The 25,368-nt window shown below is 47.9% G+C and carries 22 protein-coding genes; 4 read left to right on the plus strand and 18 right to left on the minus strand.

Annotated elements, in window-relative coordinates:
* Window positions 1-77: 77 nt before the first annotated feature.
* The 7 genes from yihA to rpsO form a co-directional block, all read right to left on the minus strand.
* On the minus strand, window positions 78-671 hold the full coding sequence (yihA, locus tag ACI4WN_RS05735) for a ribosome biogenesis GTP-binding protein YihA/YsxC (protein ID WP_439777361.1): 594 nt from the start codon (window positions 669-671) through the stop codon (window positions 78-80).
* Window positions 661-1,917 (minus strand): ATP-dependent Clp protease ATP-binding subunit ClpX, encoded by a 1,257-nt coding sequence (gene clpX, locus ACI4WN_RS05740; RefSeq protein ID WP_009558479.1) that lies wholly within the window; start codon window positions 1,915-1,917, stop codon window positions 661-663. Before clpX ends, yihA begins: the two co-directional genes overlap by 11 nt.
* 148 nt (window positions 1,918-2,065) lie before the next feature.
* Entirely contained in the window at window positions 2,066-3,391 is a 1,326-nt protein-coding gene (gene tig, locus ACI4WN_RS05745) for a trigger factor (protein WP_439777362.1), read from the minus strand.
* A gap of 187 nt (window positions 3,392-3,578) precedes the next feature.
* Entirely contained in the window at window positions 3,579-4,769 is a 1,191-nt protein-coding gene (tuf, locus tag ACI4WN_RS05750) for an elongation factor Tu (RefSeq protein WP_439777363.1), read from the minus strand.
* Window positions 4,770-4,949: 180 nt separating this feature from the next.
* Window positions 4,950-5,783, minus strand: a complete 834-nt coding sequence (locus ACI4WN_RS05755; RefSeq protein WP_439777364.1) for a tetratricopeptide repeat protein — start codon at window positions 5,781-5,783, stop codon at window positions 4,950-4,952.
* Window positions 5,776-7,710 (minus strand): ribonuclease J, encoded by a 1,935-nt coding sequence (locus ACI4WN_RS05760; protein WP_439777365.1) that lies wholly within the window; start codon window positions 7,708-7,710, stop codon window positions 5,776-5,778. The genes ACI4WN_RS05755 and ACI4WN_RS05760 overlap by 8 nt, the downstream gene beginning before the upstream one ends.
* Window positions 7,711-7,898: 188 nt before the next feature.
* On the minus strand, window positions 7,899-8,168 hold the full coding sequence (rpsO, locus tag ACI4WN_RS05765) for a 30S ribosomal protein S15 (RefSeq protein ID WP_008463722.1): 270 nt from the start codon (window positions 8,166-8,168) through the stop codon (window positions 7,899-7,901).
* Between the two features lie 202 nt (window positions 8,169-8,370).
* Between rpsO and rpsT the strand changes: the two genes are divergently transcribed.
* On the plus strand, window positions 8,371-8,622 hold the full coding sequence (rpsT, locus tag ACI4WN_RS05770; protein ID WP_439777366.1) for a 30S ribosomal protein S20: 252 nt from the start codon (window positions 8,371-8,373) through the stop codon (window positions 8,620-8,622).
* 84 nt (window positions 8,623-8,706) lie between these two features.
* On the opposite strand, the gene holA is transcribed toward rpsT, so the two are convergent.
* From holA to typA, 9 genes are all read right to left on the minus strand, one after another.
* Window positions 8,707-9,711, minus strand: coding sequence for a DNA polymerase III subunit delta (gene holA / locus ACI4WN_RS05775; RefSeq protein ID WP_439777367.1), 1,005 nt, complete (start codon window positions 9,709-9,711; stop codon window positions 8,707-8,709).
* A 30-nt stretch (window positions 9,712-9,741) separates the two neighbouring features.
* Window positions 9,742-12,027, minus strand: a complete 2,286-nt coding sequence (locus ACI4WN_RS05780; protein WP_439777368.1) for a DNA internalization-related competence protein ComEC/Rec2 — start codon at window positions 12,025-12,027, stop codon at window positions 9,742-9,744.
* Complete coding sequence (locus tag ACI4WN_RS05785) at window positions 11,981-12,733, minus strand: helix-hairpin-helix domain-containing protein (protein ID WP_439777369.1); 753 nt, start codon at window positions 12,731-12,733, stop codon at window positions 11,981-11,983. Before ACI4WN_RS05785 ends, ACI4WN_RS05780 begins: the two co-directional genes overlap by 47 nt.
* A 179-nt stretch (window positions 12,734-12,912) precedes the next feature.
* Window positions 12,913-13,959 carry a SepM family pheromone-processing serine protease gene (locus ACI4WN_RS05790; RefSeq protein WP_439777370.1) on the minus strand — a complete coding sequence of 349 codons (1,047 nt, stop codon included), beginning with the start codon at window positions 13,957-13,959 and terminating at the stop codon, window positions 12,913-12,915.
* Window positions 13,946-14,434 (minus strand): pantetheine-phosphate adenylyltransferase, encoded by a 489-nt coding sequence (gene coaD / locus ACI4WN_RS05795; RefSeq protein WP_439777371.1) that lies wholly within the window; start codon window positions 14,432-14,434, stop codon window positions 13,946-13,948. The genes ACI4WN_RS05790 and coaD overlap by 14 nt, the downstream gene beginning before the upstream one ends.
* 1 nt (window position 14,435) lies before the next feature.
* Window positions 14,436-14,987: a 16S rRNA (guanine(966)-N(2))-methyltransferase RsmD gene (rsmD, locus tag ACI4WN_RS05800; RefSeq protein WP_439777372.1), complete on the minus strand. Its 552-nt coding sequence runs from the start codon at window positions 14,985-14,987 to the stop codon at window positions 14,436-14,438.
* Window positions 14,984-15,328, minus strand: a complete 345-nt coding sequence (locus tag ACI4WN_RS05805) for a YlbG family protein (protein WP_439777373.1) — start codon at window positions 15,326-15,328, stop codon at window positions 14,984-14,986. The genes rsmD and ACI4WN_RS05805 overlap by 4 nt, the downstream gene beginning before the upstream one ends.
* The gene (locus ACI4WN_RS05810; protein WP_439777374.1) at window positions 15,318-16,541 is read right to left on the minus strand and encodes an FtsW/RodA/SpoVE family cell cycle protein; all 1,224 of its coding nucleotides are present in this window, start codon (window positions 16,539-16,541) and stop codon (window positions 15,318-15,320) included. The genes ACI4WN_RS05805 and ACI4WN_RS05810 overlap by 11 nt, the downstream gene beginning before the upstream one ends.
* A gap of 109 nt (window positions 16,542-16,650) precedes the next feature.
* Window positions 16,651-18,522 carry a translational GTPase TypA gene (gene typA / locus ACI4WN_RS05815; protein ID WP_035173736.1) on the minus strand — a complete coding sequence of 624 codons (1,872 nt, stop codon included), beginning with the start codon at window positions 18,520-18,522 and terminating at the stop codon, window positions 16,651-16,653.
* Between the two features lie 225 nt (window positions 18,523-18,747).
* Between typA and def the strand changes: the two genes are divergently transcribed.
* From def to rnjA, 3 genes are all read left to right on the plus strand, one after another.
* The gene (gene def / locus ACI4WN_RS05820) at window positions 18,748-19,302 is read left to right on the plus strand and encodes a peptide deformylase (protein ID WP_039944487.1); all 555 of its coding nucleotides are present in this window, start codon (window positions 18,748-18,750) and stop codon (window positions 19,300-19,302) included.
* A 183-nt stretch (window positions 19,303-19,485) separates the two neighbouring features.
* Entirely contained in the window at window positions 19,486-19,719 is a 234-nt protein-coding gene (locus tag ACI4WN_RS05825; RefSeq protein ID WP_008463689.1) for a DNA-dependent RNA polymerase subunit epsilon, read from the plus strand.
* Window positions 19,709-21,388 (plus strand): ribonuclease J1, encoded by a 1,680-nt coding sequence (gene rnjA / locus ACI4WN_RS05830; RefSeq protein WP_009558489.1) that lies wholly within the window; start codon window positions 19,709-19,711, stop codon window positions 21,386-21,388. Before ACI4WN_RS05825 ends, rnjA begins: the two co-directional genes overlap by 11 nt.
* Window positions 21,389-21,449: 61 nt before the next feature.
* On the opposite strand, the gene ACI4WN_RS05835 is transcribed toward rnjA, so the two are convergent.
* Together ACI4WN_RS05835 and recD2 are read right to left on the minus strand one after the other, a co-directional pair.
* Window positions 21,450-22,799 (minus strand): FAD-dependent oxidoreductase, encoded by a 1,350-nt coding sequence (locus ACI4WN_RS05835; RefSeq protein WP_439777375.1) that lies wholly within the window; start codon window positions 22,797-22,799, stop codon window positions 21,450-21,452.
* Window positions 22,800-22,967: 168 nt separating this feature from the next.
* The gene (gene recD2 / locus ACI4WN_RS05840; protein ID WP_439777376.1) at window positions 22,968-25,358 is read right to left on the minus strand and encodes an SF1B family DNA helicase RecD2; all 2,391 of its coding nucleotides are present in this window, start codon (window positions 25,356-25,358) and stop codon (window positions 22,968-22,970) included.
* Window positions 25,359-25,368 lie beyond the last annotated feature (10 nt).

Consider the following 25,368-nt stretch of genomic DNA (forward strand, 5'->3'; position numbering starts at 1 on the left):
AGTGTTGAACGACTACTCCGTCGAGTAATCATCCAACACTAGATTAGTATGTTTTATCTTTTATTGTTTAATTGTCTTTATTCTTCATCCAGCCGGTCTTGGATCCAGTCCTTGACCTTTTCCACGTTCAGCTTGGTTTCTGAAGAAAATGGAATGAAGGAAACATTGTCCTTGTTCATGTCCAAGTGCTTGCGGAAGGTCGCCTCTGTCTTATTGAAGGCGTTCTTCTTGATCTTGTCCATCTTGGTGGCCACCACCAGGATTGGCAAGTCCAGGTATTGGGCATAGTCATACATGGCAATGTCATCAGCCGTTGGCTCATGGCGGCCATCAATCAAGAGGATCAAGCCCTTGAGATAGGCCCGGGTTTCCAGGTAGTCCTGGATCATTTCCCCAAACTCTTCTCGCTGCTTCTTCGACACCTTGGCATAGCCATAGCCAGGAACGTCAACCAGGTAAAAGTCATCATTGACCCGGTAAAAGTTCAAGGTTTGGGTCTTACCCGGTGAAGACGAGGTTCTTGCCAGATTCTTTCTTTGCAAGATCGTGTTGATCAGGCTAGACTTGCCCACGTTGGAGCGGCCAGCCAGAGCAATTTCGTCTAGGCCATCTTGAGGGTATTGACTCGCCTTGACGGCGCTAACGGCAAAGTCTGATTGCTTAATGATCATCGGCGGCACTTTCCTCTAATTCTTGACGAATTACCTTAGGCTGACCTGTACCATCAATGGTCTCCTTGGTAATGATGACCTTTTCAATGTCGTCTTCACTAGGAGTCCGGTACATGATGTCCATCATGGCATTTTCAATGATGGTCCGCAGGCCTCTAGCACCCATCTTGCGTTCGATAGCCAGGTCAGCAATTTCCTTGACCGCAGCTGGTTCAAATTCCAGGTCAACGCCGTCTAATGACAAAAGCTTCTTGTATTGCTTAATCAGAGCGTTCTTTGGCTCAGTCAAGATTCTGACTAAGTCGTCGCTGTCCAGCTTGTCCAAAGTGGTGATGATCGGAATCCGGCCGATAAATTCTGGAATCAGTCCGAACTTAACCAGGTCACCGGTTGTCAGGAAGTGGTTCCAGTTGTCATCGTCCACCTTGCCTGATTCTTGTTCTGCACCAAAGCCGATGGTCTTCTTGCCTAAGCGGTTCTTAACGATTTCTTCGATCCCGTCAAAGGCCCCGCCGACGATGAAGAGGATGTTGGTCGTGTCCATCCGGATCATTTCTTGTTGTGGGTGCTTGCGGCCGCCTTGAGGCGGAATGGAGGCAATGGTGCCTTCCAAGATCTTTAAGAGTGCCTGCTGAACCCCTTCACCGGACACGTCCCGGGTGATAGAGACATTTTCTGACTTCTTGGAAATCTTGTCGATTTCATCGATGTAGATGATCCCTCTTTGAGCCCGTTCCAGGTCGTAGTCAGCATTTTGCAAAAGCTTGAGCAAGATGTTTTCAACGTCTTCACCAACATAGCCGGCTTCCGTCAAGGTCGTGGCATCGGCAATGGCAAAAGGCACGTTCAAGATTCTAGCCAGGGTTTGAGCCAGGTAGGTCTTACCTGAACCGGTTGGCCCGATCAAAGCAATGTTGGATTTCTGTAATTCAGTAGAAGAGTCAACATCCATTTGACTGATCCGCTTGTAGTGGTTGTAGACAGCCACAGATAATACCCGCTTAGCCCGATCTTGGCCAATCACGTATTGGTCAAGTTCTTCTTTGATTTGCATTGGCTTAGGCAATTCGCGGGCTTCTTTTAATGAGTCCAGACGAAGCTCATCATCAATAATTCTCTTGGCAAGTTCGATGTCTTCGTTGCAGATGTAAACGCCGTTGCCAGCGATCATCTTCTTGACTTGGCTGGCTGACTTGCCGCAGAAAGAGCATTTCACTTCTTCTGGATCTGAAAACTTTGTAGCCATTAATTTCCTCCTATTTTTGCTAAGTTCTAGATTAGCATAAATACTGCCAATATGGGCGAAATTAGCTTTGAATTAGTGGACTTTTTTTGAAAAAAATAACCCCCGAACAGGGCAGTGCCATATCGGGAGTTATTTGGAATCAGGACGATTAGTCTTCGCTGTTTTCGTCTTCTGAGTCTTCAAGCTTAGCCTTAGCTACTTGCTTAGCAGTGTCAGTAATGAGGTCCATTGCCTTACGTACGTTGATGTCATGGGCCAGCATTTCGTCACTCAAAGCGTTGCGAACAGCCTTTTCGCTCATGTTGTAAGTATCTGCCAAGTCCTTGATTTCAGCGTCAACTTCTTCCTTGCTTGCTTCGAAGCCTTCCTTGGCAACGATCGCTTCAAGTACCAAGTTAGTCTTAACGCGTTCTGCAGCGTTAGCTGACAATTGCTTGCGCAATTGATCTTCAGTAGTGTTAGTCAACTTGAAGTAAGTTTGTGGGTCGATCCCTTGACGTTGCATGTCGCCCAAGTATTGGTTCAGTTGGTTGTCAACGTCTTCTTGGATCATCACGTCAGGAATTTCTTCAACAGTTGCGTTCTTAACAGCAGTTGAGATTGCAGCTTCTTGGATAGCAGCCTTAGCAGCTTCTTCCTTTTCGCTCTTCAAGTCAGCCTTGATCTTTTCCTTCAATTCGTCAAGGGTTTCAACAGAGTCGTCTACGTCCTTAGCAAATTCGTCGTCAAGTTCTGGCAATTGCTTTGACTTAACTTCGTGGATCTTAGTAGCAAAGTGAGCTTCCTTGCCTGCCAAGTCCTTTGCGCCGTAGTCTTCTGGGAAGGTTACAACGACGTCAACGTCTTCGCCAGCTTCGTGACCTACCAATTGGTCTTCAAAGCCTGGGATGAAAGTGTTTGAGCCAAGTTCCAGTGAGTAGTTTTGAGCTGAGCCGCCGTCGAATTCAACGCCGTCAACAGTACCTACGTAGTCGATAGTTACAGTGTCGCCGTTTTCAGCCTTGCCGTTCTTCAAAACCATTTCAGCGTTTTGTTCTTGACGCTTAGCAAGTTCAGCGTCGATGTCCTTTTGGTAAACGCGAGTGTTTTGCTTTGGTACTTCGATTTCCTTGTATTGGCCAAGTTCAACTTCTGGTTCAACAGTTACAACTGCCTTCATTTCCCAGTCCTTGCCCTTGTCCATGGATACAGGAACGATTTGTGGTTGGCCAACAGCCTTGATGCCAGTTTCCTTAACAGCAGCGGTGTAAGCAGCTGGCAAAGCGATGTTCAAAGCGTCTTCGTAAAGTGCTTCTTCACCGTAGTATTGGTTAAAGATCACCCGTGATACGTGACCCTTACGGAAGCCAGGTACACGCAAGCTCTTCTTTACACGGTTAAATGCTTGGTCAAGACTCTTCTTGACTTCGTCTTGAGAAATTTCGAAAGAAAGTTCACCAGTAGTCTTACCGGTAGTTTTCCAGTTTGCAGACATTAATAAAATACCTCCAATGTCTATTTTGAGTTTGAGTTGCTACTCTGCATACTTAAATATCTTACCTTAAAGATGGGCAAAAAACAATCATCAGGCCCCATAAAATAAGGATTTTTTCAATAAAAAAAGGCGCCCTTCATAGAAGGAGCACCTTTTCTACTTGTTAGAACTAAAATTCAGAACTAAATTAGTCGTCGATTTCAGTAACAGTACCGGCACCAACAGTTCTACCACCTTCACGGATAGTGAACTTAGTACCAACTTCGATAGCGGCTGGCTTGATCAAAGTAACTGAGAATTCAGTGTTGTCACCAGGCATAACCATTTCAGTACCTTCTGGCAATTCGATTTCACCAGTGATGTCAGTGGTGTGGAAGTAGAATTGTGGACGGTAGTCTGAGAAGAATGGAGTGTGACGGCCACCTTCGTCCTTGCTCAAGATGTAGACTTGACCCTTGAAAGTTTCGTGAGTCTTGATTGAGCCTGGAGCTGCCAAAACTTGACCACGAACGATTTGGTCACGGTCGATACCACGAAGCAATACACCAACGTTGTCGCCGGCTTCACCAAGGTCAAGAGTCTTGTGGAACATTTCCAAACCAGTTACAACTGAGCTCAAAACCTTTTCTACCAAACCAACGATTTCAACGCTGTCGCCAACCTTAACAGTACCACGGTCGATACGGCCTGAAGCAACAGTACCACGACCAGTGATAGTGAAGACGTCTTCAACTGGCATCAAGAATGGCTTGTCAGTTTCACGTTCTGGAGTTGGGATGTATTCGTCAACAACGTCCATCAGTTCTTCGATCTTCTTTTGAGCTTCTTCGTCGCCTTCAAGAGCCTTAAGAGCTGAACCACGAACTACAGGAACATCGTCACCTGGGTAACCGTATTCTGAAAGCAAGTCTCTTACTTCCATTTCAACAAGGTCGATCAATTCTGGGTCGTCAACCAAGTCGCACTTGTTCAAGAATACTACGATGTAGTTAACACCAACCTGACGAGCCAACAAAATGTGTTCACGAGTTTGTGGCATAGGACCGTCAGTTGCGGCAACAACCAAGATAGCACCGTCCATTTGGGCAGCACCGGTGATCATGTTCTTGATGTAGTCGGCGTGGCCTGGGGCGTCCATGTGGGCGTAGTGGCGCTTTTCAGTTTCGTATTCAACGTGGGCAGTGTTGATAGTGATACCACGTTCCTTTTCTTCTGGAGCTGCGTCGATTTGTGAGTAATCTTCAGCTTGTGCCAAACCCTTCTTAGCCAACACAGTAGTGATAGCTGCGGTTAAAGTAGTCTTACCGTGGTCAACGTGGCCAATAGTACCAATGTTAACGTGTGGCTTAGTTCTAACGTAATGTTCTTTTTCTGCCATTAAAATGACCCTCCTGAAATTTTACAAGAAGTCCGTTGAGACAAAACTAACGGATGATTCTCTGTTGAATATTGTACTACTTTCCTAAGAAGTACGCTAGTATCTAAGCGCATCTTCTTGAAAATATCCAAAAATGATTATACTAAAAGTTGCCGAAAAGTAAAGACTTTTGCTTCAAGATTAACCAGCATTTTTCGAATAAATTTTTTCCAGCAGTTTTTGGTAGGAATATGCCGGCTTTTTCTGTAAAAAATCAAGCAAATCCTTGGCAAAGGCATCGGGATTTGAGATAAAAACTTTTTGACAAGGATAAAGACTCCCAAGAGCAAAATTTGCTTCTGCTAGGTAAAGGGGCAGTTCACTTGGCCGGTTATGAAACTTGCCAGCGATCGCAGTGATAACCTCTTTATAAACCGTATCCTGGTTGAGCAGCGGCACCTCTTTAGGAACAAAGGCGTGATTTTGCCCCAAGATGGTAACCGTAAACTGCTCTTCGCTCCCCAGTTTTACCAGATCTTCAGTCAAAGCAACCTTGACGGTTGAGTCTGCTAAAGGATCGATCAAGACGCTTTGGACAAAAGCCAGGTATGTCGGCAGATCCAGCTTAAAGAGCTCTTGATACTGGCTTAAGGTGACCGCATTGCTAGAGCGAAATTGCTGCATGATCGCCTTTTGCTCAGTTGGCTTGGCCGGCTCCACCAAAAAATCCAATTCACCTTGGGTCAAATTCCTCACTTGCAGGGCTTCAATCAGATAATGGTTGGCAGCTAAAACTTTTTCATATTCATCTAAAACCTGCTCGATAGAAAAAAGATCAGGCACCGCCTTGATGACGGCATATGCCTGATCTTCTTGGCTGCTTTGCCGGTAAAGCTTAGAAAGCTCCAAGGCAATCTGGGTGTCAAAGCCCATTCTCAAGGCTTCTTCCAGGCTGTCGATTGCCTTTTGCTTTTGTCCTTTTTGGGCAAAGTCCTTGGCCAGTTCTAGCAGGTTGTCCTGACTGCGGTTAGTCATTCTTTACCTTGCTTTCACTTTTACTTGCTTTTGCATTATTTGCATTTTTACTGTTTGACTTCTTAGCAGCATTTGCTGGCTTTTTGCCGGCAGGCTTCTTCTTGCCGTTAGTCTTCCCCTTAGGTGCTGACCTCTTGGCAGGATTCTTAGCAGTCGTCTTGCTTTGCCGCTTACGCTTATTTGGCGCCTTCTTTGCGTCTTGCGTGCCCTTGCCGTCTGCTTGGTCCTCAGCCCGCTTTTGCATCGCCCGGTGGCGGTTTTGGTTGACTTCCATGACCACTGGCAAGACCACTGGGTGGCGGTTAGTCTGCTTGTAGAGGAACTTCTCTAGGCTAGAGCGCATGTCCTGCTTTAATTCAGTCCAGTCAAACTTCTTGTGTTCGAAGTTGGCTTGAATGGAATTCTTGATGACTTCAATAGCGTCATTCATCAGCTGGTGGTTGGCCTTGATGTAGACAAAGCCCCGGCTGGTTACTTGCGGTTCAGCAATGATCTTCTTTTTCTTGCGGTCAATCGTCACTACAGCGATAAAAATCCCGTCATCTGACAAGACTTCCCGATCACGAAGAACGATGTTGCCGACATCGCCCACGCCTGAGCCATCGATCATGGTGTCTTCACCAGGAACGGCATCCGTCTTAAAGAAGCTGCCGCGCTTAGCATCATATGCCAGGCAGTCGCCATTTTGGGTAATGAAGACGTCGTCTGGGTCCATGCCCGCTTCTACAGCCAGATTCTTAACAGCTTCAAGCAAGCGGTAGTCACCGATCACTGGGATCAAAATCCGCGGCTTCAAAAGGTCAACCAAAGTTTGGATGTCCCGACCAGTAGCGTGGCCGCTCGTGTGCATGTTCCGGCCTAGTTCAACTACCGTACCGCCAGCCCGGTAAACCATGTCGCTGGTTACGGCAACCGTCGTTTCGACTGAGTGGGATGGGGTCGTCGCGATAAAGACCAAGTCCCCTTCGTGGATCCGGATCATCCGGTGGCGGTTGTTGGCCATTTTTTGCAAGGATTGGAGCGGTTCACCCATCCGGCCTGTTTCAAGGATAACGGTCTGCTTGTCAGGCATGTCCTTCAGCTCTTTAAACTTCATCAAGAGGCCATCTGGCACTTCCAAATAGCCTAATTTCATGGCCGTATGAACGATCTTGTTCACATCCCGGCCAGTCAACAGCACCCGGCGGCCAGTTGCTGCGGCAGCGTTAATTACCTGTTGCACCCGGTTCAGGTTGGAAGCCTTGCCGGCAACGATGATCCGGCCTTTAGCATTGCGGAAAACGTCAGTAATGTAGTTTCCAACCTCGTTTTCGCTAGCGTTCGGGAAGTGAGCTTCGGCGTTTGAAGAGTCGCTCAAGAGGGCTAAAACGCCGCCTTCAGCAATCTCTGCCAAGCGGGTCATATCGGTCCGGTAGGCTGGGCTAGCAGATGGGTCAAACTTAAAATCACCCGTGTAAACGATCTGCCCTTGCGGAGCGTGGATGACGATCCCTAATGAGTCAGGCACGGAGTGAGTCGTGTGGAAGAAAGAGATGCTGGCATTCTTAAAGTCGATTTCGGTGTCGGCATCGATCACGTTAAAGAGGCGATTATTCCGCTTCTTGTTTTCTCTTTGGACGTCGATCTTAGCCAGTTCAATGGTCAATTTTGACCCAAAAACAGGAATGTCCCACTTGCGCAGGATGTATGGCAAAGCACCGATGGAGTCAGCGTGGCCGTGAGTTAGGAAAATCCCGGCAACTTTATCGCCATATTGTTCAAAAAATTCCATATCTGGAATGACCACGTCAATCCCGAATAATGAGCTGTCTGGGTACTTGAGCCCAGCATCTAAAACGTAAATTTCATCGTTGACTTGAACGGCAAACATGTCCTTGCCTTGTTCGCGGACGCCGCTCAAGATCATGATTTTTAACTGATCTGACATAGATTCCTCCTTTTCGTTTACTAAATCAAATAATATTTAATTGTTTATTTTCTATGGATCTGATGATCACAACGTTTTAAATCCTTTTAATTCTATCATAAAGTAACGAGGCTTGATAGTCGATAAGCTTAGAAGAAAAAGAAAAAGGCTTGGAGAATATTCTCCAAGCCCTGAAAGTCTTTATTAGATTAACGACGCAGACCAAGACGAGCGATCAATGCACGGTAGCGTTCCAAGTCGTTTTCTTGCAAGTAACGAAGCAAGTTACGACGGTGACCGATCTTCTTCAGCAAACCAACGTATGAGTGGTGGTCGTGTGAGTGTTCACGCATGTGTTCAGTCAAGTTGTTGATGTCTTCAGTCAAAACTGCAACTTGAACTTCTACTGAACCAGTGTCACCTTCGTGAGTTGCGTATTCCTTGATGATTTCGTTCTTTCTTTCTTTTGAAACTGCCATTTTAAAAGCACCTTTCTATAAATAATTGCCTCAAACAGCGTAAACCGCTAGGTGGAGCGAGTGAACAACGTTTGAGGTTCACATAACATATATAATCATACAGGATTTTTTTGAAAAAGCAAGTAAAATTTTGCTTGCATCTAGGCCAATCATTCAGTATAATAATTGAGTGAATTTTAATCAGTTATTGGAGGTGAACCTAATGCCACAAATCAAATCTGCTATCAAGCGTGTTAAGACTCAAGCTGCTGCTAACGAACGCAACGCTGCTCAACTCAGCACGATGAGAACTGCTGTTAAGAAGTTCAAGGCTGCTCAAGCAGCTGGTGCGGACAACGCCTCCGAATTACACGTAGCTGCTGTTCGTGAATTGGACAAGGCCGCTTCAAAGGGCTTGATCCACAAGAACAAGGCTAACCGTGACAAGAGTCGTTTGGCTAAGCTTGCTAAGTAATTAAATTAGCAATCAAAAGGCGAGAAACAATGTTTCTCGCCTTTTTTATTTTCTCTTATTAATCTCATAACTAATTTCTTCAGATTAACAATTCAGCAAAAAAAGCTCTAAAAAGCGCTCATCCCGGTATGTCCCGTTCTTGTAGCCATAATCCAGCTGGATCAGTTTGCCCAGCATTTGCTGCAATTTTTCCAGCTTAATGGAATTTTTCAGTGCTAGCTTGACCCGGTAAGGGTGGGCACTGAGTTCTTGGGCAATATCTTTTTCACTCCGCCTTCTTTTAGCCAAAGTCTTGACGCAGAGCAAAAATTCCACCTGGTTGATAAAGACAGCCAAAATCTGAACAGGATAGCTCCCCTCCCTGATTTGACCATTTAGTCGCTCAATCGCTTCTGGGTAGTTGCCCTTTAAGGCCGTCTCCAAAATGGCAAAAACATTCTGGGCAAGACTGCGGTCCACATTGCGGTCGACTAGGTCCCGGCTAAAGTCCTTATCCGGGCTGATCATCTTCAGCTTCAGATAGTTGCTAAGGGCCGTATCAAGCACCTGGTCGCTCCGCTCCATCAAGAGCGTGAAGGCATCTGGATAAAACTGGTAGCCTTCGGCCTTCACCAATTTTCTCATAAAACGGTCGCTGTCATAGCTCTTGACTTCAGCAGTAACCGTATTAAACTTCTTTTCTGCCAGCTTGGTGATCTTCTTGCGCCGGTCCAGCTTTTCATAGCTGGCCACCATAACAACTACATCGTCTAGCTGATCCAAGTGGTCAAAAATTTCCTGCAGCTGTTCTAGCTGCTTTTTTATTTTGGCCTGGTTCTTCTTGGGAATCGCCTTCCCCGTCAAAAAGTAGGGATTTTTCACCAGAACCAGCTTGCTCTGGCTAAAGAGACTGGCTTCAGTTAGGTCCGCAATTAAGTCATCCAAAGAATCCGTTTCGCAGTCCACCGTCACCTTTTCCAGGTCATTAAAGGCAGCTTGAGCGACATAGCTCCGGACTAAATAATCATTTAAAAAGTCGTCTGCCCCTTGCAAGAGCAAGTTTGGGTTATTGGGCTGACTGTTTGGAAAAAGCGACACTAGATTGGCCATGTTTGCACCTCTTACTTTTTTGTTAGCTATTTAATGATAACACAGCTGCCGCCCCTGCAAAAAGCTGGTAAAGTAGCTCAGCCCAAAACCGTAATGCCAGGTGATCATCCCTGAGTCTTGAGTCGACAGGTAGGGAATCCCTAATTCCTTCAATTTTTCTAGGGTAGCGGGCTTAGGGTGGTGGTAGCGGTTGTTGCGGCCTGCCGAAATAAAGACCAGCTGCGGCTTAATCGTCTCTAAAAATTTCAAAGACGAAGAAGTATCGCTGCCGTGGTGGCCCAGTTTAAAGTAATCGATCCGCAGATCAGGGTGTTCACTGATAATTTTTTCTTCGCCGGCCTGGTCCAAATCCCCGGTAAAGCCCCAGGTCTTGCCAGCCAGGTTGCAAATTAGCGACAAGGAATCCTTGTTTTCGCCTAAGCCAGGTTCTTCTGGGTGGAGGACCTGAAAAGGAATTTTTTCTTTAACGGTCATCCCGGCCTGCAGTTCCACTAGCTGGGTATGATCCACCCGCCCGGCCAGCCTTTGGGCAAAGCTGGGGTTCTGAATGAGGCCAACCCCCATGTAAAGGCGCTTGACCGGCATTTTTTCTAGCAGAGTGCTGAGGTCGCCCACATGGTCAGCGTCCTGGTGGCTGACAAAAACGCCGTCCAAGTGGTCAATCCCCTGAGCCTTGAGCATGGGCAGGGTAATTTGGTTCAGCTGGGCGCGCGTTTTCTTATGACCAAAAGACAGCTTGCCGCCGGTGTCAATCAGGTAGCACTTCCTAAAAATCGGAGTGGTCAGCAAAATACTGTCGCCTTGCCCCACGTCAATGAAGCTGACCTGCCCCATCAGGGGAAAGTGGATGCTGACAAAAAAGAGACTGTAGGCCAAGGCTAAGAATTTTAAGAGCTTGATCCTTTTCCTTTTTTCTTGAGCAAAGAGCAAGGCTAAGACAGTTAGACTTAGCAGCAAGAGCAGCTGCCAGGGCTTGATCTGGCCAAAAATCACCTGCCCCAGCCGCTGCCCAGCGATCCAGTCAATCCCCCATTCGGCTGCTTCTAAGATTTTTTCTAAAAATTGCCAGAGAGCTAAATTGGGAACAAACACTGCCAAAAAGGTCGCCGGCATGACCACAAAATTGAAATACGGCACAACCAGTAAATTGTAAAAAATCGTCGCCACGTTCACCTGGTAAAAGAAATAGAGCAAAAACGGCGTTAACAGCAAATTCAGCCAGGCTGATTGACTTAGCCCCTGTATTTCCTGGGTTAAGACCAGCCCGGCTGCCAAAACATAGGTCAGCATCCCCCCAGTTTGGAGGAGCAGGCGCGGGTTAAAGAACAGCTGCAGGCTAAAGACCAGACCCAAGAGGTCGGCAGACGTGATATTCAGCCCTCTATAGGCTAAAAAGCGCCCCAGGCAATACATCAGGCTGGCCCGGATAAAGCCCGGCTGAAAGCCGCTTAAAAAGACTTCTAAAAGCAAAAAGACACTAGTTACGGCAAAAACTTCGTCTCGCGGGATCAACAGAGTTGACCCGACAGCCGCAAAAACTAAGACGTAAAGGCCCACATGCATCCCCGAGATGCTCAGGATGTGGATGACGCCAAGATCGCGGTAATTGTCCAGATTGCCTTGATTTTCGCTATCGGGGTTTTCCGCCAAGATCAACTCGCTGGCAAAAAAAGCAAGAAGCCGCGGCAGCTTGGCCAAATATTGCTTGATTTGCCAGCGGATGCGGTGCAGACTAATCTGCCAGTTACTCCCAGCCACCAGCACCTGATAATTGGTCACTTTGACCTGGCCGGCCAAGTGCTGACTATAGGCGTAGCGGCGGTAGTCAAATTGGCCCGGGTTAGTCGCTGGCTCTGCCTCTTTGGCTTCGCCCGCAAGTTGAGTCAGGTAAACTGCCTGGCCCTGGGCAAGGGCAGCTTCTAGATCATTTTTAGCAGGACCATACAAGCTGACCTTTTGCCCCTGACAGTGGCCTTTGCCGCTTAACCAATTATCGCTGATTTTGGCTTCATCGGGATAAAGGAGAAGTGCCGTATTTTCCCCTAACTGAAAATTTTTTGCCTGCCGGTCGCAAAGAATGGCGCCGGCCATCAGCAAAATTGCTAAAAAAGCCAAAGCGAAGGCTGCTGGGTATTTGCGCTTGATCAGCCAGGCTAGATAAAGGAGAGTCATAAGGCTCACGATTTTTAAAGTGGCTGCCTGAGCATAGACCAAACCAGATAAACTGACTAAGAGCAAGCCCAGCAAAAAGTAAAAACCGCTCTCTAGACTAGATCGTAAGCTGGTCTTTAATCGCGGCGAAGGTCTTGTCGCCAATTCCCGACACCTCTTTCAGCTCATCGATAGACTTAAAGCCCCCCTTTTCCTGCCGGTAGGCAATGATCTGCTGGGCTTTCTTTTCCCCGATACCGTTTAGCTTTTGCAATTCTGTGGCCGAAGCCGTATTGATGTTGACCTGGCCGCCACTAGCGCCGCTAGCTGAATCTCCACTTGCTGCAGAAGCATCAGCGCTAGTACTAGTGGCCATACTTGCACTGCTAGCAGTAGCAGCACTCGCTGGCACGTTCTTTTCGCCCTTATAGGGGATGTAGATCTTGTCTTGGTCGCGGAGCAGCTGACTCCGGTTAATTGCCTTTAAATCGGCCCGCTTCGTCAACCCGCCGGCACATTCAATCAGGTCTTCCAGCCGCATCCCATTTTTCAGGGTATAAACGCCCTGGTGCTTGACGGCTCCAGAAATATCACAGACCACCTTATTTGAGGAAACTTGCATACTGGACGTCTGGGCATTAGCAGTTGATGACACTCCACTGGCGCTGCTGCCTGACGAAGAAAAGGACGATCCAGCAGAGCCTGACTGCGAGCTAGTCAGCAGGGCTGAATTATCAACCTGTTTTTGATTTGCCTGGTAAAAGTAAAAGCCACCTGCAACCAGGACGATCCCAATCAGGTAGATTTTCTTTTCTAAAAGCCAGTCAACGACTTGACGAAATTTGCTTTCTGTATGGTTTTCTTGATTCATTTTTTTCACCTCACTTATTAGTACACCGAAAATCGAAATTTTCACGAAAAAAGTTGTGGATAAGTCAATTTCATCCGTCTTTCAGAAAGTGTAAATGAAAAAATAAAAGCTCAGACACTTGGTCTGAGCTTTTACTCTCGAATAATATTCTTGAATTATTTTTTATCTTAGCGATTCACCTACTTGTAATGCTTTTGCAAGTAGGTCAAAGCATCATCAAAAGTCGCAACCGGCACGATCTTCATCTTGGTATGGATCTTCTTCGCCGTTCTCTTAGCTACCGCGTAGTTGGTTTGCGACTTCTTGACGCCGGTTTGGTCGGTTGGGGCAAAGAAGACTTCGGCTCCCGCCTTAGAAGCAGAAACCACCTTCTTGTCAACGCCCCCAATGATGCCGACCTTGCCGGTCGCATCAATGGTTCCGGTTCCGGCCACCTTGTGACCATTAGTCAGGTTGGTCTTAGTGAAGTTCTGATAGCAGGCTAAGGAGAACATGAGCCCTGCAGATGGACCGCCGACATCGCCGACGCTAATCGTCGTCTTCGGCGTCACTTCCACCTTAACCCGTTCAACCATGGAGATGCCGATCCCCGGCTTGCCCGTGCCCTTCACTTTAACAATTTTCCCGGTAAAAGTCTTCTGCTTGCCAGACCGCTTAACGGTAATGGTCACCTTCTGGCCGATCTTCTGCTTTTGCAGGTAGGCCATAAAGCCCTTGACCGACTTGAACTTCCGGCCATTGGCCGCCACGATCGTGTCTCCGATCAGCAATTTTTTCTTAAAAGAAGAGCTCTTTTGCACGGCCATGACGTACACGCCCTGGTACTTGAGCTTGGGATGGCGGCCTGCCTTTTTGGCGGCGTAATAGATCGCCGTCTGCTGGCTGGTCTGCATGTACCATTCCTGCAGCTGCTCATATTGCTCAGTCGTCGCGCCTCCCGTCGCCTCTTCTAAGGTCATCCGGTCTTCAAAAGGCTGGGTGAAAGACCAGAGGTAGTCGCCCAAAACGGCGCGCCGCTCGCTAACGGTAACGAAATAGAGGTTCTTCGGCGACTTCACGCCATCAGTTTTTAAGTAGTCGCCTACCACAAAGCTCTCGCCTGGCGCCTCAATCACGTAATTAGTCGGGATCAGGGCGATAATGGCCAAAAGCAAGGCGACGCCCAGGCCGATGAGGGGCTTGCGCCATCTGGAATGCTTTTGCTGATCTTGCTTAGTCTTCGCCATGCAGTTTCTCCTTTAATGCAATAGCGGCTTTTGCCGGCAAAAATTGCGAGATGTCGCCGCCATATTTGGCGATTTCTTTCACCATGCTGGAGGCAATTGCGGCATTTTCCCCGCGGGCTAAAAACAGGGCCGTTGGCAAAGCCGGTTCTAGATGCCGGTTCATTTCCGCAATCTGCTGCTCATAAAGAAAGTCGCTAGTATTGCGGACGCCTCTGACCAACACGCCGGCACCGAGTTCTTTGGCCAGCTTGACCGTCAATTGGTTGGGCCGGGCCAGTACCTCCACATTAGGAAGGTCCCTCACGGCGTCTTGGATCAGCACTACTCGCTCTTGTTCGCTAAATAGAGGCTTTTTACTGGTATTGGTCATCACGACCACCAGCAAGCAATCAAAAACGGCTGCTGCTTGCTCAATCGTGTCTAAATGGCCCAAGGTAATTGGGTCAAAGCTGCCTGGAAATAATGCAATCGTCATCTTATTCTGCCTTTTGATAAAATCTGACCAAGGTCTTGCCCAGATGGTGTTCTTTTAAGAGGTCATAGCCGGAGATCTCTGGCAAATCCGTCTCATCGTCGGTTTCAACGACTATTTTTGCACCGTTATTGAGCAAGTCAAGATTTAGCAAGGCGCCCATGTCCTTCACCATCTGCTGCTTGGCGTATGGCGGGTCTAAAAAGACTAGGTCAAACTTGATGCCTTGATCGGCGTAATACTTTAAAGCAGCCTTGGCTGGCATGTTGGTGACGACGAATTTGTCTTCTTCCTTGGTCAAGGCCACGTTCTTTTTGATGATTTGGCACGCAGCCCGGTTGATGTCGTTTAAGTAGGCTTGGTCATAGCCCCGCGACACGGCTTCAATGCCCAAGGCGCCGCTGCCACCATAGAGGTCTAAGACGGTGCCACCTGAGAAAAATTGGCCAAGAGAATTAAACAAGGATTCCTTCACTTTGTCGCTGGTTGGCCGGGTCTTTTGACTCTTCAGGGTAAACAAGTTGCGCTTAGCGTATTTTCCAGAAATAATTCTCACTTCATCCACCCCTTTTTCTTGCTGTCATCGTTCAAGATCTCTTCCGCTTCTTTGGCCAGGTCCTTGATCTGATCTTCAATTTGCTGGTTGTCCAAATCGATTTGGTCGGCTTCAGAAACCTCAACCTTTTTGACAAAAGTCAGCCTCTCTAATTGCTGCACCGTTTCTTCGACTTTTTCCTGGTCAACATACATGATCAGGTAGTGCATTTTTTTGGAAAAATAAACGATATCGCCAAAGCGGCGGAGCTTAAACTGATCGCTATTGGCATTGCGCAGGTAAACGATCAAGCTCGTTCTCTTTGGCAGATCCAAATCGGCTAATTCCTGATTAATAGTCACTTGCTGCCTCCATTTCTTCTTGCATTCTCAAATATTCTTTGTGTTCTTTCTCTTCCCGGTCAACATTCAAAACTAGGCCGATGGCGGCTGATAAGACCCAAAGAGATGACCCACCATATGAGATAAAGGGCAGGGTCACCCCGGTGATTGGCAAAAGGCCTAAAACCGCCCCGACGTTAAAGAGGGTTTGGAAGAAGATAATTGCCGTCACGCCAAAACAGATTAAAGACGTGTATTGAGATTCGGCTCTAACGCCCTTTTCCATGATCAAGAACATGAGGTAAAAGAGCATCCCTAAGACCAGTAAGGCCCCTAAAGAGCCAATTTCTTCGGCGATAATTGACAAGATAAAGTCTGTGTAAGGTTCTGGCAGGTAGCCCCGCTTTTGGATGCTGTTGCCCAGGCCCGAGCCAAAGAGGCCGCCGTTGTGGATGGCGTAGTATGAGTTAACCAGCTGGGCCCCTTCATTGGCCGCCGTTTTGAAGGGGTGCAAAAAGGCAATGAAACGCTTGTAGACGTAGACATTTTGTAAAAAGCTGGGGTTCCAGTGAACGATCAAGCTAAAGCCGCCGACAACCATGATCAAGATCCCCAGCAGACTCAAAATGGCATAGCCAGATGGCATCCCTGAAACGGAGTACATAATGGCCACCATGCAAAAGAGGATGGCCGTCCCCCCGAAGTCCGGTTCAATCAAAACCAAGAACATGGTAACCACCGCAATCAAAGAAGTTGGCAACAGCTGATTAATGATATGTCCCCTGACCAGACGTCCATCCAGCTTAAAGAGCATTTCCGCTAAATATAGAAGCAAGATCAATTTAGCCAGTTCTAGAGGCTGAATGTTGATCGGCCCTGCCTTGATCCAGCCCCGAGCCCCATTGACTTCTTGCCCAAAAAAGCGGACATAAAAAAGCAAGCCCCAACTAATCAGCGTTAGATACATTAGATTTCTTCCTTTCCGGAAAAAATCCAAGTTCAAGCTATAAAAAGTTAGGCATATCGCCACCCCAAAGCAGGCATAGATAAACTGTCTTACGCCGTATACCGTTGCCTTAAAGCCGTTAATCATCAAGATTTCGGAACTTGCCGAATATACGGCCACGATCCCGACCGTCATCAAGAGCAGGTAGACGATAAAAATGCGGTAATTCAGGTATTTAAACTTTTCCTTGAGCTGTTTTGCGAAACTTGGCTTGCTTTGTCCCTTCACGTTTTTTCCCTCATAAAAAATAGTCTTACCTTCAATTATAAAACAAAAAAGCCTCCACTCCTATATTTAGGAGCAAAGACTTTACTAAAAAGCTAAGAAATTATCGAAATTAGTTGTTCTTGGCCTTCTTCTTGTCGAACTTTTGCCGTTCTGAAGTGTTCAAGATCTTCTTCCGCAGGCGCAAGCTTTCTGGCGTTACTTCACAGTATTCGTCATCGTTCAAGAATTCGATTGATTCTTCCAAAGTCAAGGTCTTTGGCGTTCTGATGGCTGCTGCGTGGTCCTTACCGGAAGCACGGGTGTTAGTCAAGTTCTTACCCTTAGTGACGTTAACGGCGATGTCACGGTCACGTGAAGATACGCCGACAATCATCCCTTCGTAAACTTGAACGCCGGCACCGATGAAGAGTTGGCCACGTTGTTCAACTGATTGCAAGGAGTAAGTGGTTGATTGGCCTTGGTTGATAGAAACCAAAGCACCGTTGCGGCGGCCTGGGTTCCAGTTCTTAACGACTGGCTTGTATTCGCTGAAGGTGTGGTTCATGATCCCGTAACCACCAGTTGCAGACATGAATTCGTTGTTGTAACCGATCAAACCACGTGAAGGAACTGAGAATTCCAAACGGGTTTGGCCGTTGCCCTTGGATTCCATGTTTTGCATTTCACCCTTACGTTGGGACAAACCGTCGATAACGGAACCAACGTATTCGTCTGGAACGTCAACTTGAACAGCTTCGTATGGTTCGCACATTTGGCCATCAACTTCGCGGTAGATAACCTTTGGACGAGACAGTTGCAGTTCAAAGCCTTCCCGGCGCATTTCTTCAACCAGGATGGACAAGTGCAGTTCCCCACGGCCAGATACAGTCCAAGCGTTCAATTGGTCGGTTGGTTCAACCTTCAAGGAAACGTCAGTCCGGGTTTGCCGCATTAAGCGTTCTTCCAACTTAGCTGGAGTAACTTGTGAGCCTTCTCGGCCAGCAAATGGAGAGTCGTTGGCAACAAAGTCCATTTGCAGGGTAGGTGGGTCGATCCGCAGGAATGGCAAGGCTTCTGGTTGGTCCTTAGCAGCAATGGTTTCACCAACGAAGATGTCGTTAATCCCGCTGATGGCGATGATGTCGCCGGCCTTGGCTTCCTTGATTTCGTTACGCTTCAAACCGAAGTAACCAAACAGCTTAGTAACGCGGAAGTTTTGCTTTGAGCCGTCCCGCTTCATAACCGTTACTTCGTCGCCGACCTTGATCTTGCCCCGGTAAACGCGGCCAACACCGATACGGCCAACGTAGTCGTCCCAGTCAAGCATAGTAATTTGGAATTGCAGTGGTTCGTCTTCGTTGTCAAGCGGAGCTGGGATGGCCTTCAAGATGGTGTCGAAGATTGGATCCATCGTTTCTTCTTGGTCAGCTGGGTCATCAGAGTAGCTGGAAGTACCGTTCAAAGCTGAAGCGTAAACAACTGGGAATTCCAATTGTTCATCGTTAGCACCAAGTTCGATGAAGAGTTCCAAAACTTCATCCAAAACTTCTGCTGGACGCGCACCTGGACGGTCGATCTTGTTAACGACAACAACTGGCTTAACGCCAGCTTCCAAGGCCTTTTGCAAAACGAAACGAGTTTGTGGCATTGGACCTTCGTAGGCGTCAACCAAAAGCAAGGCACCGTCGACCATGTGCATGATCCGTTCTACTTCACCACCAAAGTCGGCGTGGCCTGGGGTGTCCAAGATGTTGATCGTGGTACCCTTGTAGCTAACAGCAGTGTTCTTGGACAAGATGGTAATCCCACGTTCACGTTCAATGGCGTTAGAGTCCATTGCCCGGTCTTCCAAGTTCATGTGTTCTGGTAAAGTATCAGATTGCTTAAGCAATTGGTTAACCAAAGTAGTCTTACCGTGGTCAACGTGGGCAATAATTGCAATATTTCTGATGTTTTCTCTTCTCTTTTGATCTGCCAAAAATGTTTCCTCCCCGTTCCTCATAAAAAGAACTGTGACTTACGCACAGTTCCCTTTAGCCTGATTCAGGCTGGCCGAAGTTTTCCGTTTATATTTTTTACAATCATTTATTGTACAACCTCAAAGAAAGCAGGTCAACTGATTTCCTTTAGTTGATTATCGATTTAGGCAAATATTTCCCCATACCCGGCTATTTTGTGGTAAAAATATAGTAGCAAGAAAATACATTTTAAAAAGGAGTCTTAAATTTTGATTTTAATGAAAGATATTGTCCGCGACGGCGATCCAGTCTTACGGCAAGTTGCCAAGAAGTTGACTTTCCCTTTGTCTGACCATTACCGCAAACTGGCAGACGACATGATGGAATACCTGGTTAATTCCCAAGATCCAAAGACTGCGGCTAAGCACCAATTGCGGGCCGGCGTGGGTCTGGCAGCTCCGCAAGTTGGCGAAGGCGTGTCCATGGCAGCCTTACTTGTGCCAAATGACAAGGGCGAAATCATCTTTAAAGAAGTTTACGTTAACCCAGAAATCATTTCTGAATCAGTCCGCAAGACCTGCCTTGGCGAAGGCGAAGGCTGCCTGAGCGTAGACAAGGTAATCGATGGCTACGTTCCGCGCCCAAACAAGGTAACGATTCACTACTGGACCGTTGACGGCGAAGAAAAGACCATTCGCCTCAAGGGCTACCCAGCCATCGTTTCTGGCCATGAAATCGACCACTTGAACGGTCACCTCTTCTACGACCGCATCAACAAGAAGAACCCATTTGAATTAGCAGACGACACCATCGTGATCTACTAATTCCCTTGGCCCAAGCTAGGCTAGACCTTTCGTCTACCTGACTTGGGCTTTTTCTTACTATTAACTATGTTGTTTTCTAGCCTTGTATTTTCAAATATGCTAAAATTTAACTAGCTATTGAATATTTTTGACAAACTATCTCAAATTGAGATCTAACAAACAGTTATAATTAAGGAGATTTTTATGATCTACAAAGTTTTATATCAAAAGGACAAGATCGTTAACCCACGCAGAGAAACTACCCAAACTCTCTACATGGAAGCTGACAACGTGGTTGAAGCCAGAGCCCTTGTTGAACAAAACACCCCCTACAACATTGAGCTTATCCAAGAATTAACTGGCAACTCTTTGAAGTATGAGCAAGAACATGCCGACTTCAAGTTGACCACTTTCGGCACTGACAATAGTGAAGATTAAGAAAAACGAAGTTGCCGTTTTCGCAATCGGGGGATTACACGAAATCGGCCGGAACATGTACTGCGTCCAATACCAAGATGAAATCATCATCATGGACTGCGGGATCAAGTTCCCTGAAGATGAACTCTTAGGGATCAACTACGTAATTTCTGACTACTCTTACCTGGTTAAAAACCGGGAAAAGATCAAGGCCTTGGTAGTCAGCCACGGCCACGAAGACCACATCGGCGGGATTCCCTTCCTGCTGGAAAAGATCCCTGAAATTCCGGTCTACGCAACGCCTTTTGCCCTAGCCTTGATCAAGAGCAAGTGTGAAGAACACGGCATCTTGGACAAGACTGAGTTGCACGTTGAAAGCGAAGACCTGGTTTTGCAATTTGACAAGCTGAGCGTCAGCTTCTTCAGAACCACCCACTCCATCCCTGACACCTTGGGGATTGCCGTTCATACGCCACTTGGCGCTGTTGTCTTCACTGGCGACTTCAAGTTTGACTTGACGCCGGTCATGAACCAGCCAGCACCAAACTTCCAAAGAATGGCTCAGCTGGGCGAAGAAGGGGTCTTAGCCCTCTTGTCTGACTCAACCAACGCTGAAGTGCCACAATTTACCAAGTCTGAGCGCTTTGTTGCTGGTTCACTTCACAACATCATTACTGGGATCAAGGGCAGAATCATTTTTGCCACTTTTGCTTCAAACCTTTACCGGGTTTCAACCGCTATTAAGGCTGCCATTGATACTGGCCGCAAGGTTGCGGTCTTTGGCCGAAGCATGGAAAATGGGATCCAAAATGGGATTGAGCTCGGCTATTTGAATGTTCCAGACAACTTGATCGTGGATGCCGAAACCATCAACTCCCTGCCACCGGAAAAGGTCATGATCCTGTGTACTGGTTCTCAGGGTGAACCATTAGCTGCTCTTTCCAGAATTGCTAATGGCACCCACCGGCAAATCAAGCTGCACCCAGACGACACGGTCATCTTCTCTTCAAACCCAATTCCAGGCAACACCCTGAGCGTCAACCACCTGATCAACAAGCTGATGGAAGGCGGCGCGCATGTGGTTCACGGCAGAGTCAACAATGTCCACACTTCTGGGCATGGCGGCCAAGAAGAATTGAAGCTGATGGTCGAGCTGGCCAAGCCGAAATACATGATCCCTGTTCACGGCGAATATCGGATGCAGGTTGTTCACGCCCATCTGGCTCAACAAGCTGGCGTACCTGCCGAAAATACCTTTGTCCTGAAAAATGGTGAAGTAGTCTGCTTCAGCCCAGAAGGTGCTAGAATCGCTGGTGACCTCCACGTCAAGGACGTCTTCGTTGATACTTCAGGTGCAGCCGACGTTGGCAACGTGGTTGTCCGCGACCGGCAGATCCTGTCTGAAGAAGGTTTGGTAGTTGCCGTAGCCACGGTTGACTACAAGCACAAGCGCGTTTTGGCCGGACCTGACATCTTGAGCCGGGGCTTTGTCTACATGCGCGAATCCCAAGACCTGATCAACGCTGCGCAAAAGCACGTTTACCACATCCTGAAGACCGAAATGGCCAAGGATGAAAAACCAAAGGACAGCGAAATCAGAAAGGCGATCATTGAAAATCTGCAAGACTTCTTGTACTCAAGAACCGAAAGAAGACCAATGATCCTGCCAATGCTGATCGAAAAGAAATAAGGCTTGATAGCAAAAAAGAACTCCTCTCCGGAGTTCTTTTTTTATGTCCTTTTGTCATTTTTTACTGCTTAAAGAGATCGTTAAAGGCCTCGCTCATGGTCGGGTGGGTGTAGATTTGGTCGCGCAGGAAGCTGTAAGGCAGCTTGGCCTGCATCGCCAAGGTAATTTGGTTGATCAGCTCATGGGATTCCAGGCCATACAGGCTGGCCCCCAGGATCTGTCCGCTTGCCGGGTCAACCAGGGCCTTGAAGAAGCCCCGGCTGTCCTTGGCTACTTTGGCCTTTGGAATAGCGGCAACTGGCAACTTGAAGAGCTGATAGCTGATCCCGGCTTTTTGGGCGGCTTTTTCATTAAGGCCAACAGCTGACAGAGGCGGAGTAATGAAGACGCTGGTCGGCAGGATTTGCCGGTCACTGACTTTCCGCTTGCCTTCGCCAAAAAGCTGGTCCTTGACAATCCGGAAGTCATCTAAAGAAACATAGGTAAATTGCGGTCCGCCCTTGACGTCCCCTAAGGCCCAGACCTGGTTGGCGCTTGTTCTTAAATGGTCATCAACCTTGATGTTGCCCCGGTCATCTGTCTCAATCCCGGCTGCCGCCAGATTAAGGTCAGCCGTGTTGGCCCGCCGGCCAGCCGCGACTAAGATTTTGTCGGCTGAAAGCTGCATTTTTTCACCGCCTAATTGGTAATGGGCCACGACCTTATCAGCTTCATCGCTGACTTTATCGACATCCGCGCCTAAGATGAATTTAACTCCAACTGCTTCCAGGTCAGCCTTGACAGCGGCTCTGATATCATCGTCTTCTCTTGGCAAAAATTCCGGGCTATGGTCCAAAACAGTCACCTGGCTGCCAAAATTGGCAAACATGGCCGCGAATTCCAGACCAATGTAGCCGGCCCCCAGGATCAAGAGCTCTTTTGGCAGGTCGTTTAGATCCATGGCTTGGGTGGAGTCCAGCCGTTTCTTGCTTTCCTTTAAGCCAGGAACTGGCGGCAAAACCGGGCTGGCCCCGGTGTTGATGAAGATCCGGTCACCTTGAAAAATCTGCTTGCCTGCCGGCCCAGTGACTTCAATCTCTTTTTCGCCGATAAAATGGGCTGCCCCATCAAGCACGGTCACTGTCTCTTCTTGGGCCAACATCTGGTAGTTTTTCTCCCGCAAAAGGGCTGTCATTTCATTTTTACCAGCTACTGCCTCAGAAAAATCACTCCCGACCCCTGCTTCCAAAATCAAGCGCTTAGACGGCAGGCAGGCGATGTTGATGCAGGTTCCCCCGTACATCTTGGGTGACTTTTCAACCAAAAGAACCTCTTCGCCTTGCTGGCCCAGGAACTTAGCTAGAGTTTTGCCCCCCTTGCCAAAACCAATGATGATGTTTTTGACTGTCTTCATTGTTTCGTTTTCTATCATTTTTAAACCAACTTTCTTAAGCCATAACTAACTTTTTGTAAGTTGGTTTAAGTATACCTCATCTCTTCCTTTTTGTCAGCACTTTACTTACAAAAAGTAACCTTCTTATTTTTGGGGTAAAAAAGAAAGACCGGTCAATCCGATCTTTCTGTCAAAAACTTTCTTAAGTTAAGCTCCCGGCCCCTTGGTCCGGACAATTTCCGCCAGATTCTTGCATCCCTGAACCAGGTCCGCCATGCCAACCATCGGGGAAATCTCTCCCCGGCTGATCCGGGCCCCGGTCAAGATGTAGTCTTCGACTTTTTCGTCTACAGCAGGAATCTTCTCTTCAGGGGCACTATTTTCTTGCCCTTCATCTGCCTTTTTGCCTTCTTCAGGCTTAAAGTGATCCTTTAAGAGCCAAACCAGGTTGGTCCGCCGCTCATTGCCCTTCACGGCCAGGGCTTGGGCAAAGGCGCGCTCTTCCCCAACCATGACCAGCTTGCTGGAGGCCCGGGTAATGGCCGTATACAAGAGATTGCGCTTCAGCATGATGTAGTTCTGCATGGTCAGGCAGAGGATTACCAGCGGAAATTCTGAGCCCTGAGACTTATGGATGGTGATGGCATAAGCCCGGGTCAGGTTGTTTAAGTCCAGCTGAGTTAAAGCAACTTCCTTCCCGTCAAAATTGACGATCAGCTTGATATCATCATCCTCATCTTCCATTTCGGGTTCAACCGCAATCACCTTGCCGATTTCTCCGTTGTAGATGCCCTTATCGGGGTTGTTTTGCAGCTGCAGAACCCGGTCATTGAGGCGGAACTGCTCTTGGTGGGCTTCTACGACTTTGCTAGTCTCGCTCACCGGATTAATGACGTTCTGCAAGACGTCATTTAAGTGGGTAATCCCGCTCTCGCCCCGGTACATGGCACCTAAGACCTGGATGTCGTCAGCTGGAAAGCCGCTCTTGAGGGCGGCGCGGGTAATCTGTTCTACTGCGCTGGCAACATTGCGGGGACCGCATGGAATAAAGGAGTAGCTCTTGGTCTTTTGCGTCAGCATCTCCGGATTAGCCCCTTGGTTGACGGCGTGAGCAAGCGGGATGATGGTTGAGCCATCTTTTTGCCGGTGAACGACCGTCAACTTAGTAGTTGGAATAGTCCTTGAGGCAATTAAATCTGCAAACACGTTGCCGGCCCCTACCGATGGCAGCTGGTCCTTGTCCCCCACGAAGACCACGTGCTTAACGTTCTTGATGGCTTCCAGCAATTTTTCAAACAAGTAGATGTCAACCATCGACATTTCGTCAATGATCAAGATCTCGCCTTCCAGCTCATTAAGGTCAGCGTCTTCCCCGTCAATCCCTAGGCCAAGCAGCCGGTGGATGGTTCTAGCTTGGTAGCCCGTCACCTCGCTCATCCGCTTGGCGGCCCGGCCAGTTGGGGCGGCTAGCAGGATATTGTCTTCAGCTTCCTCTTCGTCAAAACCGGTCAGTTCTTTTAAGGCTAAAAGGATGCCGTTGATGATCGTCGTTTTCCCACTGCCGGGACCCCCGGTCAAGATAGAAACCGGCTTGGTTACCGCATTTTTGACCGACTGCTTTTGCTCAGGGTCATAGGATATCTCAAGGCGGGCCTCTGCATTTTCGATGGCCTCGCTTATTTCCGCATCCTCGTAGTCGCTGTCTTTCGTCTTTAAAAGGCGCTCAATCTCAAAAACAATATTGCTTTCAACCTCATAAGGCTGCTTGAGGCTGGCCCGGTTATTGACAGCCACGACTTTACCCTTTTCCTGCAGGCTATTGACGCCATCGGCTAGGCGGTCAAAGGGACAGTCAGTTAATTCATTAGCACGCTTTAAGAGGTCCTCTAAGTCTAAATAGGTTTCCCCATCTGCCCCTAGCGCTTGGAGCAAGACCGCGATGATGCTGCCTTCGGCCCGCTCAAGAGATGTCATTTTGATGCCAAAATGCCTTGCCAGCTGGTCAGCCATCTTAAAAGAATAGCCGGTCACGTCAAGAGGCTCATAGGGATTGACCTGGAGCTTTTGCAAGGTTTGGTCATGGAACTTTTGGTAGAGTCTAGCCGCAACTTTTTTATTAACGCCAAAAGGAGCCAATTTTAAGTAGAGGTCGTCAAATGAGTCAATGGACTTCAAGCCGGCCAGCAGGCTGTCTTTTTGCTTTTGAGTCAGGTCCAGCTGGGCCACCTGGCTTGGATCAGCCTGGAGGCTCTTTAAGCTGTCTGGGCCCAGCTGCTGGACGATCTTAGCTGCAGTTTTTTCCCCGATACCCGGAAACTTGTCTGAGGACAGGTACTTTTCCACGCTGCCATCCCCGCTTGGCAAGACTGCTTGGCAGGCATCAGCTTGAAACTGCAGGCCATAGCGGGGGTGGGTCACCAGCTGGCCAGTAAACTGGTATTCTTGCCCCTCTTCCAGGTCGCCAAAGGTGCCAGTCACCTTGATCTCATCGTCATCGTAATCTGGCACGGGACTAGTCAGGTCAATCACCAGAATTTTGTACATGTTTTGTGGATTTTGGTAGATAATGCTCTTTAAAGTACCGGTAATTTCCGTCATCTTGCACGTC

It is taken from the genome of Lactobacillus sp. (assembly GCF_051893255.1).
Taxonomy (GTDB): Bacteria; Bacillota; Bacilli; order Lactobacillales; family Lactobacillaceae; genus Lactobacillus.